Below are 13,360 nucleotides of genomic sequence, written 5' to 3'. Positions count from 1 at the left end.
ACTTGTCATCCTCGCTGTCCAGGTACTGCGAGTCCTGGCGTGCGGCGAAGACCAGGACCGCATCCAGAGCCAGGTGCCATTCCTCTGCGGTGCCGGTGCCCTGCTCGGCCAGTTCGAGTACGCGGTGTACGAGGGCTGATCCTTCTTCCCACTCGTCTGTGGAGGAGTAAAGGTCGAGAAAATCCAGAACTCTCCCGGTCGCTTCCTTCGCTGTGGACAGGTGGGTCAGTACTGATCTTTGATGTGTGGGTTGACGGCCCAGTGAGCTGGGAAAACCCTGCTCATGGAGCTTCCCCTCTCCTCGCCCCGAACCCCTGCCGAGTACGAGAAACGGCGCCTGGTCGCCGCGGAGCTGTTCGACCAGGGTGAGCTCTCCCAAGCCGCGATCGCCCGCCTGCTCGGCGTGAGCAGGCAAGCCGTCCACAAGTGGCACACCGCCTGGAAGAGCCAGGGCCCCGCCGCGCTGGCCGCCCGCCCCCGCGGCGCCGAACCCTTCCTGAACAGCGAGCAGGAGCGGGCCCTGGCCGCCCTGCTCGACTCCAGCCCCACCGAACACGGATGGCCCGACCAGTCCTGGACCCTGGACCCTGGACCGGGTCAACCACCTCATCAACGAACGCTTCCACGTCGCCTACGCCGACCCCTCCGGGGTGTGGCGACTACTGCAGCGGATGGGCTTCTCCCACCAGGTGCCCGCGACGCGGGCCGCCGAACGCGACGAGGAAGAGGTCGACCGGTGGCGCACCCAAGTGTGGCCCCGGGCCAAAAGAGGACGCTGAAACCCGTGGTGCGTGGGTCGTCTTCGCCGATGAGTGCGGTGCGAGCACGTCCCCGCCCACCCGTCGCACCTGGGGCCGCAGGGGGCGCACACCGCTGGTGGCCACCCGACGGGGCCGGCGGGAACGGGCCAACACCGTCGGCTGGCTGTGCGTGCACCCCGCCACCGGGGCGGTGAAGCTGTTCCACACGGTGCGCACCCGCTCCTCCATCACCGCCGCGGTGCTGCCCGCCCTGCTGGACCGTCTGCACCGGGGGCTCCAAGGTCCGGTTGTGCTGATCTGGGACAACCACTCCTCCCACTCCGGGAAGAAGATGACCGCCCACCTTGCCGGACGGGACTGGGTGCGGGTGGTGTTCCTGCCCCGGTACGCGCCCGAACTCAACCCGGTGGAGACGCTGTGGGCGCACCTCAAACGGGTGCTCAGAAGCCGTCTGTTCCGGAGCCTGGAGGAGCTGGAGCAGGTGATCAACGCGCATCTGCGCCTGGTGCGCAAACGCACCGATCTGCTGCGGGGGTTCATCGACTCGGTGGGCTTGGAACCCTCACCGTTTCCGTCAACCGCATGATCAAAGATCAGTAGTAGGTCCAAGCCGTCGTTGTCAATGAGGTCGGGGTAGTCGATACGATCCCAGACTGTTCCGTCCCACCAGTAGGCGAACCCCTGTTCACGGTTGTTCTCCAGCGCGGTGAACCAGGTCCAGGGCAGCCAGGCGGGACCGGCGTAGGGGTCATAGCCTTCGATGTCGACGTGCTCGTCACACTCGTGGTCGGCTCCGACGAGGACTCCGCGTCCGTCTTGGAGACGCGCGAGCCTCCATTCGTTGCCGCCCGCATCGTCGTGGTGCACGACCGCGTCGGCATAACTGTGCTGGTTCTCGCTGCCTCCTGCTTCCAGGGCGGCCAGCGCGGCGGCGCGGGCCCAGAGGATGTCGAATGAGGGCAGGTCTTCGGGCCGTCCGGGGGTATGGAACTGCATGGGTGGGCTCTTTCGCGCAAGGGGGTCGGTTGTGCGGAAAAGCTACACCGTGGTTCCGACAGCCTGAGTCTGCTCTCGGCTGAAGTCCAAAGGGCTGCAGGTGTTTTGTGCTGGTGCTGGGGTGGGCCGGGAGCGCCTCCCGTTACACCAGAGCCTCCATCACATCCGGCACGAAACAGTAGGGATGTGACCTGCGTCTTCGTAGGGCGAACAAGCAGAAGCGGGCGTGTCCGACCCGGTTGGATGGAAGTTCTTCACGCTTTCGCCCAACCGAGGAACACGCCCGCGAATGTCATCGTCTCACCCCGGCGAGCTCATCGTCGAGCCCGTCTCCCGCCAGGATCACCTGATCCAGGTCCTTCAAGGTGTGCCCGACCCACGCAAACCCCGCGGACGACGCCACACCCTGGCCGCGCTGATCGCCGTGGCCGTCTGCGCGACCCTGGCCGGAGCCAAAGGGTTCACCGCGATCGGCCAGTGGGCCGCCGAGACCACCACCCACACCCTCACCGCCCTGGGCATGCTCCGGGGAGCCGCCGACGAGGCGACCTTTCGCCGCACCTTCGCCCGCTTGGACGCCGACCTGCTCGATCAGGTGCTGGGCGCTTGGGCCGCCACCCGCCTGATGGTGGTCAACGGGCTGCGGGTCATCTCCTTGGACGGCAAGACCCTGCGCGGTGCCCGTACCGGAACCGAACGGGCACCGCACCTGGTCGCCGCCTTGTGCGGCACCACCACCCTGGGCCAGGTCGCGGTGGACGCCAAAAGCAACGAGATTCCCGCCGTGCGGGACCTGCTCGGCCTCCTGGACATCGACGGAGCGGTCGTCACCCTTGACGCGATGCACACCCAGACCGACACCGCTACCACCATCCGGACCGGGGGCGCCCACTACGTCTTCACAGTCAAGGCCAACAACAAAAACCTGTACGCCCAGCTCAAGAAGGTGCCGTGGAAGCACGTGCCCGTACACACCACACGCGATACCGGGCACGGCCGCAAAGAGACCCGCACCATCAAGACCGCCCAGGTCCCGGCATGGGTCACCTTCGAAGGCGCCGCTCAGATCGCCCAGCTACGCCGCACCACCTGGCGCAAGAAGTCCAAGGGCTCACCCAAACGCAAGAGCGTGGAGGTCGTCTACCTGATCACCTCGGCCGACCACCGCGTTGCTCCTGCGTTGGTGCTGTCCGGGTGGGTGCGCCAGCACTGGGGGATCGAGAACAAGCTCCATCACGTGCGGGATGTGACCTACGACGAGGACCGCTCCCAAGTGCGCACGGGCAGCGCTCCCCAGGTCATGGCGACCCTGCGCAACACCGCGATCGGACTGCTGCGAGCAGCCGGGTTCGACAACATCGCCCAGGCCAACCGTCACATGATCCGCGACGAGGCTCGCCCACTCAGACTCCTACAGACCTGACTTTGCCGGAGCCCTGAGGAAGAAGGTCGCTCCGGAGGGGGTGTCGAGACGGTAGTTGGCAACGGCGAAACCGAGAAGCAGGTCGTTCAGATCACGGCCGTAGAAGTCCGCTACCTGTTCGATGGCCTCGATCGGTGCCACTCGACCCTCAACCGAATTCCTGGATTCCTTGATGGTGCGCCAGGTGTCGAGTACGAAGTTACGAGAGACAGCCTCGGTGAAGTAGCTGGCGACGATGAAGGAACCATATTGGCGACCACTACCGAGTCCCTCGTATGCGTTCAGTGCGAGTCCGGGATGGTTGAGGAAATCCCCCAACGTTCCCGCGTACATCCTGTCTCCAGCTCCGGACCGGATGCTTTCTCTGGTAGCCCATTCCGCCGTTGCCTCCATCCACCAGTTAACGGAAGGAAGAACCGCGGTGGGATCAGGGATGTAATAGTACTGGAAGACGTGGAAGAGCTCATGCCGAGGCAGGTAGTTGTACCGGTCCTTGTTCTCACCACCATCTGCTCTCTGTGCAGGGTTCGCGGACATCGCGATGGGGTTCGGGCTGGACAATGGGCCAAGGGATACAGGAGATACAAAGGCCTGCCCCCTGGGGGCAAGCCCGAGGAACACACTGATGCGACCGGTGGCTCCGTTGTCCGGGTGATCGAACCCTCTACCCGTGTAGGTTCGGTATCCGGCTTCCAGGGAGTCGATGATGGTGTCGATCGCGTCGGGGCGGCCGTTGCCGTTCGTGTCCTCGCCTGGTATGCCATCGCTAAAGCCGATGTTGTACCAGACCATGAAGTTTTGACTGATTGTCACACAGGTGAAGACGACATCGGCGACCTCTTCGCTTTCCCCGCAGTCGCTACCAGATTCCAACGTGGAGAGCTCATCCTGGTTCATGCTTTCCGGTGCGGCAGGTGTCAACTCATCCAGGACCCATTCCCGAGTCTCTTCACTCGCTTCATCGACCTGACTCAGAATGAAAGGCATGTAAGAGGAGACGTCCAGATCTGCGCTCTGATCCGGGACGTACTCGTCGGGAAGCTCATCCGGGTCGTAAACGGAAAGGTATCCGTAACGAACCAACTCATCAGTGCTGATCTCACCCTCTGCCCAAGCGGGAACGACTTTGTCCGCATTCCCGAAGTCGGGAACCGGTGTGGGGTCCGCGTTTGGCGGGTTCTCTTGGAAGTATTCCTCAGCATGCTCCAGTAGACTGTGATCAGGAGGGGCTTCGTTTTCTTCCTCTGCTGACACGGGCGAGGGGGAGGAAATCAAGAAGAGGACAAGCGGCAGTGATGAGATGGAGGCTGCGATCTTGCTGTCAAGCCAAGTTCGAGCTCGACTCGGGGTAGAGCGCATACGGCACCTTGTTTGGGGGATGTGGGCCGGAATTACCGTATGACTTTGGTGTGTCTCTGTAAAGCATCGCAGGTCAAGGAGTGATGTTTGCATCCAGAGTGTGGGAGAACGCCTCATGCGACACCTCGGGCCCCATTTCGGCGATTCTGTCTATCTTCATCTGGTCCTGCAGCGGGATCGTATGGTTGTGATCGCCGTGCCCTGGGTGCCGTGAGCGGGTTCGTTCGCGGGGCGCGGGTCCAGGGCGTTGGGAAGGCCTGTCAGCGCGAGTGTGGGGCGTTGGCGGGCGGACACGGGGGTGCCCAGGGTCACGGGACGGCAAAGTGCTCCGGGAGGTGGACGCCCACCTGCACTCACCTCGTACTGGGGAGCACACGAGGAGCACACAAGCCCCGAAAACACCGCGAGGGCCTCTTCCGAGGTCCTCGCGAACCCCGTCTGACCTGGGGTTTTATGGCGCACCCGGCAGGATTCGAACCTGCGACCGTCGGATTAGAAGTCCGATGCTTTCGTGCCCGTACGTGCCACGGAATGCCGTTTCGTCCCAATCCATCCGAACACTACTGTCGTTTCGTGTCAAGGGATGCCACCCTCTGACGCCCCGGTCCAAAACTGCGGAGCACAAACGGAGCACACATCACTGGCGGTTGGCATCCGATGGGGTCTCGCAAGGTCCTTGCATATCCGGAGCCACCTTGGTCTGCTGGTGAGACAGCCAGGTCCACCCATGCTCGTCGGAGGCTGATGCAGTGTCGTCCACACCGCTGTTCTCCACCTACCGGCAAAGTGAGAACCGGGTCACCTCGTCGATGCTGGCGGTCTTCGAACGGATCGGCCTGTCCCTGGTTGAGGAGATCCTGGCCAAGGCCTCGGGCGAGGCCACCCTGGAGACGGTCACCTTCACCAACCAGCCCAAGGCCGGCAAGGGATCGGTCCCCGACGCACGGATTTCTGCGGACTTCACCTATCTGCTCGAGGTCAAGACCGTCCGCGGCACGGTTGATGCGCGGCAGCTCCGTGGCCACGTGGAGAACCTGGAAGAAGGGCCGGGCCGGTACCTGTTCGTGCTCACCCCTGACCCTGAACGGCCCGCCGCCGTGGAGGTTGTGCGGGACCGGCGCGTGGTGTGGTTCAACTTCGCCGCCCTGGACGACGCCATCACCGCCGTAGTGGACGATGCCTTCCTCGCCCCCGCCGAACGCGACCGTTTCCTGCTGCGCGAGCTGCAGGCGCTGTTCGACAACGACGGCCTGCTCACCTGCGATGAGGTGGTGGTCGTGGCCGCTAGCCAGGCCTACCCCGAGTACCTGGAATCTGCGGCCTACATCTGCCAGCCCGGCCGGGCCTTCCGTGAAGGGCTGACCCACATGGGCTTCTACGCCCAGCAGGCCATCCAACCCCACCTGGCCCGCATCCTCACCCGCCAGGACCACGTGCCCTTCACCCCTGAGGAAGCACAGCAGCGGGAGGACAGCGGCGGGCGGGACGCCCGAATCGCAGACCTGATCCGCTCCTTGCTGGAGAGCGGGGTCCGGGAGGAGGGCCAGGAGTACATGGTGTTCTTGCTCTCCGGACCGGAGGATCCCGAGACCGTGGTGTTGGAGGTGCCGTTGGTCAACGACACGGTGGCTGCCTCCGGGCGCTCGTGGGCGTGGACGATGGGCCAGAGGTATGTGTCCCTGGCTGCTCTGCGCAGATCCGGAGTCCGAACGACCAGCGATCTGGATGTCTCCTGAGTTTTCCGCATCGGCCAGGAGAGTTGGTGTGGTGCCGTGCGACGCGCGGGCTGACGGTGACCTCCTGCCTTCACGCGGGCAGTAGGGCCTGCCCCGCCAGAGGGGAATCCGCCTAGGACTGATGCAGGGGCTTATCTGCGTTGCCGGTGCTGGGCTCGGCGCAGGCGAGCGCGCACATGCTCGGATACATCGATGACCAGAACTTCGATTCTCAGGTCATGCAGAGCGGCTTCGGCCCATTATGGAGCTTTGCCGAACTGGTGTGGGAGATCGGGTCTGATTCCGGGCGAGTCACAGCAGTCGGCATTAGAGCATAGCGGCGGCTGTGTGGTCGAGGTGTACTCGTACTTGGATGTCTTGGGCGACTTCCGGTGGAGCGTCGAACACATGAGTTATCGCGTCACGCGCACGTGACACGACGTTCGAGAGAGAGTCGGCAGTGCTCATCGTGACGGGGAGCCTGCGGACCGTGGCGATCCATGTTTCGCCGTCAAAGATCACGTCTATGTCGAAGCCAACTGTCTTGAGTACACTCCAATCGGATGCAGCCACGAGGTCATGGAGATTGCGTGGATGATCCGTATGACGCTCCTCGTTAACATCCAGCCACGCGCGTAGCTCGTTGATGGTTGAGAACCGTTCCGTAGAGTCTGCTTCCCAGTCGAACAGCGCATAGTCCCGATCGCCATCAAAAGAGATGTTGAACAGCGAGGCCCTGAGCGCGCCGAAGGACCACATCATCTCCATCCCTGTGTCTGAGTTTGTGATCTCGCAGTACCATCCTGGGCGGCCGTACAGGAGATCGCCGAGCTCTTTCCACCAGTGCTCGGCGTCTTCACCGTAGATCATCTCGGCGGCGTTCAGATAGGTGGGTTCGCCAACGTTCAGCTCGACATTGACCAACCATGAGGGATCAGGTTGCTTTGCGATCATGGACGACTCCGTTCAGATGCGAGGTTTCGTGTTTTTGATCATCCCACGGCGTCGTCCTGCCGGGGGATGGATTGTCGGCGAGTCGTGGTTTCGCTTGTTCGATATTGTAGACAGATGATTGGGCTGCCTTCTGTCACTCACTGACCGGGACTCCGCTGAGCTCGGAGCGGCAGGTACCAATCGGAGCAGTGGCCTGTTACTCCTCGCACAGGACGTGACTGACTGGTCTTCGTGGCTGGCGCCTCGGGATTCTGACAGACCCTGCAGGCACGGGTAGGGACGAGGCAGGGGTGGAAGACTCCGACCCACCTCGTTCTCACCATGGATCCACCAGCAGGACAGCTCCGCGTGACCTCGATCTTCTAAAGCTGTGGCCTGGAATTTTGTGGCACACCCGGCAGGATTCGAACCTGCGACCGTTGGATTAGCAGTCATTTGCTTGGCGTGGTCTTATTCGGCGCCTTCGTAAGTTGGTCCAGTGCGTTCACGATCGACACCAGGCATCCCAGGTCTTGACGTACCTCTTGGACTGAGATGGTCGCCCTTCCGTGGCCTACACGATCACCTTGGTGGGCGATGCGATTGCGCCGTTCTGTGATCTCCTCCAAGCTCTGATGTGTGGAAGTTTTAGCGAGGCCTCGTTTCCCATCGACTTTCGCCAGTAGACCCTTTTCCCCTACGAGGGCGAACAACGCACCCACCTGGGACGGGGCGGTACTGGCTTTCTCTCGCACCTCAAGCTCGATGAGTTGTCTGAGCCCCCACTGCGTTCTCTCGTATTGCTCATCGATGCGGAGGTAGTCCGCCACCGTCATCGACAGTTCCAGGAGCCTTGGGGGTGGCGGTTTGAGCTTCAGGGCGCCGGAAAGACGCTCCATAACTCGGTCGGCGCAGAAGGTTTCCACTGCCGCGCAGGCTGCGACGATGGCCTGCCGTAGAAGCGGTCGGAGGTTCCTCTCATCAAGGCGTTCTCGCCAGTGGGCGTAACCAGGCTTGAAGACGATGAAGGCGCTGTCGCTCTCAAGGCATTCGAACTCGTCCCACTCCTTCTGGGAGTACCGCAACGCCTCGCCGACCCTCTTACGCTTCTCAGTCCTCATCCTTCTGCGGCGCTGGTTAGTCAGCATCTCTGCGAGCTCCACCAGGATCTTCGCGTCGTCCATGTTGAGGTCGAATGCCTCGCGGGCTGTCGGTTTCTTAGTTCCTCCCATGAGTGCTTCATGCCCTGTTTGGGCCAGGTTTGACCGTAAAGATCAAGCTGGAAGGAGCATGCAACCTGCTTTGCGGGGCTCACGATATAGGCAGCCCGACCCACCTAGGTTCGTGTCTTGTACTGGGGTTGTTGGAGACTGCGGCACGTACCGGGATTGCCTCCCGCCACCCACGAGACCCGGATGCCGTTGGAGCCGTTGCCCAGTCGGCGTGGTGCATCGTTGCCGACCGCACAGGAGATGAGCGGCCGGAGCACGATTGCCTTGGGCACCGCGGCCCAGACGAGGCTGCGCGCGTTGTCGTTCTCGGCCTCCAAGCGCCGGATCCTTCGTGAGCTGAACCGTGAGGGCTTGGTGGACCATGGCGGTTCGACCCTGCCGCAACGTTCGTCTGTCATTGGGCTCGCCCATACTTGGAGGGTGCGCGGCGATCATCAACGGTGGCTGCCCTTTCGGGAGGCGGAGACCGGGGGTTCCAAAGCGAAAGCGTGCTCCTGGACGACGAGGATCGGAGCGGATTGGCTGACGAGCGAAGAGCGGTACCCGACCGAGACGCGTACCTGCTGGCGCAGGTGCGCGAGTCCTTCGGGCGGGTGGTGTATAGCCACAAGACCCATGAGAAGCAGGCGGACATCTGCTTCAACAAGCACCGGTGGCAGCAGGGCGTGCTCATCGCCCTCACGGCGATCAGTTCCGGCACCTTCCTGGCCGCCGTCGTCGGCCTGTTGGGCAACCCGGTCCTGACCACTCTCGCGACATCGTCCATCGCGTTGCTCGTGACCTGGATGAGCCTCGGCGCGAAGACCTTCAAATTCGAAGAGGAGTCTAACGCCCACCGCGACATAGCCTCGCGGCTGTGGGACGTCCGCGAGTCCTACATTTCGCTCATCGCTGACCTGATGTCCAATGCCGTCTGTGACGCGGAGGCCAGGGAGCGCCGTAACGAACTCCAGCAGGCCACGCGCGACGCGTACGCCAACGCGCCCAGGACCAGTACCAAGGCCTTCGCGCGCGCCCAGGACGGACTGAAAAACAACGAAGAGATGACGTTCACGACCCGCGAGATCGATCTCTTGCTTCCCGATACGCTCCGACTCGATGAGGGTGAGGGCCGGTCATGAAGACGTCCGAGATCTTCGACGCCCTGCTCGAGGCCCTCAAAGTGGGCGAGACAGCGACCGTGATCGCATCCCGCCGGGATGAGATCACCAAGGCGCTCAACAAGGACTTCCGTTCCAAGGAAGGCTGCACCGACTACAAGCTCATGGTCGGCTCGTTCGGTCGGCACACGGCCATCAAGGGCGTGTCTGACCTCGACATGATCTTCATTCTCCCGCCAGGGGTCCGCTCGAACTACAGCAGCGACACCGGTCCACGCCGGATACTCGAGCGCGTCCGGGACGACCTCAAAGCGCGCTACACGGACACCGAGATCCGCGTCGATCAGTGCGTCGTGCGGGTGCAGTTCAAGAGCAACGCCTTCAAGTTCGAGGTTCAGCCAGCGTTCAAGAACTCGGATGGCAGCTTCGACTATCCGGACACGGTCGCCGAGGACTGGAAGGTCACCAAGCCGCGCAAGGAGATTGCCACGACCAAGGAGTGCAACGATCGCACGTCGACGAACATGCGTCACTTGGCGCGGATGGCACGGGCATGGAAGAACGCGAACGGTGTGAACATGGGCGGTCTGCTCATCGACACCCTGGTGCACAATTTCTTCGCGCAGACCGATGACTACGACTTGGCGGGGACGGGCTCGTTCGACCTCATGGTCCGCGACTTCTTCGCGTTCCTCAAGGACGAGCCGGAGCAGGACCGCTACCTGGCGTTGGGCAGCAGGCAGTGGGTGAAGGTGAAAGCGAAGTTCCAACCGAAGGCCAAGAAGGCGTACGGCCGCTGCCTTGATGCGATCGAGAACGAAGGGAAGGCGGCGGCGAACAAGAAGTGGCGCGAGATCTTCGGGACGTCCGTGCTTCTGGCCGTCAGCGAGGGAGCCAAGTCGTACCGGGACACCGAGGAGTTCATCGAGGACTGGTACCCCATCGACATCTCGGGGACGGTCCTGATCGACTGCGATGTCACGCAGAACGGCTGGCGACCGACTCAGCTGAGGGAGATGCTGCGCACGGGAGTGCTGCTCAAGGCCAACAAGGGCCTGAAGTTCTCGGTCACCAGTTGCACCATCGCGCAGCCGTACGAGCTGAAGTGGAAGGTGCTCAATCGAGGGCCTGAGGCTGAGCGTCGGAACATGGTCCGTGGTCAGATCGTCGGGTCGAGCAAGCCGGGCGTTTGCCTCGAACACTCCGACTTCAAGGGTGAGCATGTCGTTGAGTGCTACGTCGTCAAGGATGGTGTCGTCGTCGCTCGCGACCGCATCGACGTCCCGATTAGTAACACCAGCGTTAAGCCGACGAATGTTTCGTAGGTGCCCAATCCTGGTGCCCGACGAGGCCTTCGCGACCCTGCGGAGGCCTCGTTCTCAGAACACGGTTTTTGGCAGGCGGAATCGCAAGCGACTCCGCGAAGTGTCCTCAACCCTTGCTCAGGAACACTGACTTGAACAGGTCGGCAGCGTCGCCGATTTCCCTGGTAGGCACTCGGAGTTCGCCACAGGTCACGGCGTCGTTGTCGTCCTCGGTGAGGGCCCAGGAGACCTCTACCGAACTGGCGTGAGGATCCCTCGAGAGGATCACGTAGTCGTCCTGGTCGCTCGTCCACGGCACGTTCGGGCGGAACGACTCCGGCGTGAGGACGACTTCGGCGTTCTCGCCGCGATTGCTCCAGGCCACGGGGTAGCCGCGCGAGGCGGGCCGGAGCACGGAGTAGTTGACATTGGGCTGGAAAGGATCCTGCGTTCGCAACACGGGTTCGACGGCCTCCTTAAAGTCGGCATCGTCCGGGTCTAGGTAATCGAGCAACTCACAGCCGTGGAAAGTCAAGACCATCTGTGGCTTTGCGACGAACCGGCCGTGGCTGACCACACGGATGCCCGCGCCCGGCAGCCCGACGCCCAGGAAGTGCTCGCGACCCTTCACGATGTGCTCCGCCTTCCTGCTTCGCCAAGCAACCAGGGCTTTCTCCCGTTCCTGGGCCGACAGCGGACCTGAGCTGGCGAAGACGCTCGACGCTGGCCAGAACGAGATTGAGCTGATGCGGTCCTTCGTTGGCTGTGACTGCTTGCTGAACTGCTCCTCCTGGTAGTCAAGCAGCCTCTCCAAGAGCTCTTCCACCTGGTCGACCCTGCAGATCGGGCCGAGTATCTCCACTTCGAGCTTGATCGGCGGCTTCCCAAGACTGCGGGCGCGTTCGACGAGGGCGAGTACCTCTCCGGAGCGGGCGGGCCGCGTGTTGCTGGTCCCTCGCACATAGATCGCGCCGTCCTCGAGGTTGTCGCGTCGGTCATCACCCTGGAAGCTCTTGTGGCAGGGGAAGATTGACTGGCCGTCTTTCGGTGGCTGCGCGATGACGAACAAGACCTCGTGCGCGGAGTCGACGCCGAGTCGGCCGAACTCGAAGGCCGGGAACTGAGGCCCGAGGTAGGGACGGAGGCGGTCCTCGAGCTCATGGGCCTCAGTCCCGCGTGGCACGCCCACAGCGCCGTTCTTCTGCGCGCCGATCACCAGCACCGCGTAGCCGTGGAAGTGTTGGGTTGCTTCGCTTGGACGCCGGTTGGCCGAGCCGAGGAGGAACTTCGCGATTTTGGCCACGGAGGCCTTGTTGTTCATGTCGAGCGTGCTCTTGACCTCGAGGTAGGTCGTCTCGGCTTCGTCCCCGACGGCGATCACGTGGTCAAGGATGCTCCGCAGGGCCCGCTCACCGAGAGGGACGACGTCGGTGTCCAGCGCTTGGCCGAGCGATCTTGCTTGATCATCAGGCATGAATGATTCTCCCAGTTGTCGCCACTTGCCAGAGCGAGAATCCGAGCCGAATACCTAGACCCTGACCAAGGTCGGTGTTGGCCGGCCGAACTCCCAGATCTGCCAACCGACCTTCTTCCCGAGCTCGCCGAAGCATCCTTGGACTCCGAGCCTGTGGAGGCAGAACCACCATGCGTCCAGCTCACCCGCGATGGAGTCGCGGAGCCTCTTTACATAGGCCTCGAACGCGGCGTTGTCACTGTACGGGACCTCGCGGAACTCGGGTTGAGACTCCCGGACGTGCATTTCTACTCGATCCCAGTACTCGGAGGGCTTATCGTGTTCGCCGGGCTTGTCGGTCGCGAGGATGTCCAAGTGGTGGAAACGCCCTGACTTCCCGTACCGGGCGAAGGCAGCGAAGACGAGGGGGAGGAGCGTGCTCTCCTTGACATGTCCTGCGAGGCGAGCCGAGTACCCGGGGGCAGCCGTGTCCTCCACACCCTCGTCGATCGCCGTCAGGACGCGAGAGTTCAGCTCCTCAATGTCATGGCCCCAATTCTTGAGAACCTTCCTTGTGGGCCAAGCGCCTGTATTCTCCACTTCCGCGCACCCGAGCATGACCTTCATCGCCTTCTCAACGCCGATGCTGCCGAGTGTGAAGACTGCATCTCCATCGAGGTCCACGTTGCGCATGTCCTGGATCGCCTGAATTGAGTTGCGCATCAAGTTGCATACGGAGGATGACTCCTCAATCAGGGCGAACCCCTGGCGTCTGGAGAGGGCAGGGTGCAGTCCTGGCCGGTGTCCTGCAGGAGTCGAGGTCATGCCCCACCTGTCCTTCCGAGAGTTCGCCTGCCCCGTTCAGGACGGTCCAGGAAACTGAGAAACTCAAGGATAGGAACCAGCGCGGAGTTGGTGATCCCGTGGCTGCGGACCTGGAGGGATCGAGTGGCACCTCACCTCGCCCGGATGCTCTCACACTGTGGTGGCTAGCAGTCGGCTTCCCCTCAGCCGAGGCGAAGGCCCACACGCGCTGCACCAATATCAGAGTCGCCGTAAACCCTGCGCCCTGCGTGAAAGCGCC

At 62.8% G+C, this 13,360-nt stretch carries 11 protein-coding genes, 1 tRNA gene and 2 pseudogenes; 8 read left to right on the top strand and 6 right to left on the bottom strand.

Translation table 11 applies throughout. The features are described from left to right. Positions 1–283: 283 nt before the first annotated feature. From HNR07_RS36130 to HNR07_RS16855, 5 genes and pseudogenes are all read left to right on the top strand, one after another. A pseudogene (locus tag HNR07_RS36130) lies at positions 284–427 on the top strand (helix-turn-helix domain-containing protein); the annotation flags it as partial. Between the two features lie 160 nt (positions 428–587). Continuing rightward, on the top strand, positions 588–779 hold the full coding sequence (locus HNR07_RS36125) for a helix-turn-helix domain-containing protein (protein ID WP_184372152.1): 192 nt from the start codon (positions 588–590) through the stop codon (positions 777–779). Positions 780–834: 55 nt separating this feature from the next. Further along, positions 835–1,347: pseudogene (locus HNR07_RS34990) on the top strand (transposase); the annotation flags it as partial. A gap of 182 nt (positions 1,348–1,529) precedes the next feature. Beyond that, positions 1,530–1,718 (top strand): hypothetical protein, encoded by a 189-nt coding sequence (locus tag HNR07_RS16860; protein ID WP_184365811.1) that lies wholly within the window; start codon positions 1,530–1,532, stop codon positions 1,716–1,718. Between the two features lie 328 nt (positions 1,719–2,046). Then, on the top strand, positions 2,047–3,180 hold the full coding sequence (locus HNR07_RS16855) for an ISAs1 family transposase (protein ID WP_221318711.1): 1,134 nt from the start codon (positions 2,047–2,049) through the stop codon (positions 3,178–3,180). On the opposite strand, the gene HNR07_RS16850 is transcribed toward HNR07_RS16855, so the two are convergent. After that, a complete protein-coding gene (locus tag HNR07_RS16850) occupies positions 3,169–4,434 on the bottom strand; it encodes a hypothetical protein (protein WP_184365810.1) in 1,266 nt (421 codons plus the stop codon). The two genes, HNR07_RS16855 and HNR07_RS16850, sit on opposite strands and share 12 nt — an antisense overlap. A gap of 559 nt (positions 4,435–4,993) precedes the next feature. Further along, positions 4,994–5,074 (bottom strand) — tRNA-Arg (locus HNR07_RS16845). Between the two features lie 214 nt (positions 5,075–5,288). Between HNR07_RS16845 and HNR07_RS16840 the strand changes: the two genes are divergently transcribed. Next, complete coding sequence (locus HNR07_RS16840) at positions 5,289–6,275, top strand: hypothetical protein (protein WP_184365809.1); 987 nt, start codon at positions 5,289–5,291, stop codon at positions 6,273–6,275. 306 nt (positions 6,276–6,581) lie between these two features. On the opposite strand, the gene HNR07_RS16835 is transcribed toward HNR07_RS16840, so the two are convergent. Both HNR07_RS16835 and HNR07_RS16830 read right to left on the bottom strand, forming a co-directional pair. Continuing rightward, positions 6,582–7,208, bottom strand: a complete 627-nt coding sequence (locus HNR07_RS16835) for a hypothetical protein (RefSeq protein ID WP_184365808.1) — start codon at positions 7,206–7,208, stop codon at positions 6,582–6,584. Between the two features lie 431 nt (positions 7,209–7,639). Further along, positions 7,640–8,419: a HEPN domain-containing protein gene (locus HNR07_RS16830; protein WP_184365807.1), complete on the bottom strand. Its 780-nt coding sequence runs from the start codon at positions 8,417–8,419 to the stop codon at positions 7,640–7,642. Between the two features lie 488 nt (positions 8,420–8,907). On the opposite strand from HNR07_RS16830, the gene HNR07_RS16825 reads away from it, so the two are divergent. Next, positions 8,908–9,540, top strand: coding sequence for an SLATT domain-containing protein (locus HNR07_RS16825; RefSeq protein WP_254418086.1), 633 nt, complete (start codon positions 8,908–8,910; stop codon positions 9,538–9,540). Next, the gene (locus HNR07_RS16820) at positions 9,537–10,844 is read left to right on the top strand and encodes a nucleotide-binding domain-containing protein (RefSeq protein ID WP_184365806.1); all 1,308 of its coding nucleotides are present in this window, start codon (positions 9,537–9,539) and stop codon (positions 10,842–10,844) included. Before HNR07_RS16825 ends, HNR07_RS16820 begins: the two co-directional genes overlap by 4 nt. 106 nt (positions 10,845–10,950) lie before the next feature. Here the strand turns inward: HNR07_RS16820 and HNR07_RS16815 are convergent, their stop codons facing one another. Both HNR07_RS16815 and HNR07_RS16810 read right to left on the bottom strand, forming a co-directional pair. Further along, complete coding sequence (locus HNR07_RS16815; RefSeq protein WP_184365805.1) at positions 10,951–12,297, bottom strand: hypothetical protein; 1,347 nt, start codon at positions 12,295–12,297, stop codon at positions 10,951–10,953. 54 nt (positions 12,298–12,351) lie between these two features. Continuing rightward, positions 12,352–12,969, bottom strand: coding sequence for a hypothetical protein (locus HNR07_RS16810; protein WP_184365804.1), 618 nt, complete (start codon positions 12,967–12,969; stop codon positions 12,352–12,354). Positions 12,970–13,360: the final 391 nt, after the last annotated feature.

The organism is Nocardiopsis metallicus, assembly GCF_014201115.1.
Lineage (GTDB): Bacteria > Actinomycetota > Actinomycetes > Streptosporangiales > Streptosporangiaceae > Nocardiopsis > Nocardiopsis metallicus.
Note: the sequence above shows the minus strand (reverse complement) of the source record. Positions and strands in the feature narration are given on the sequence as shown.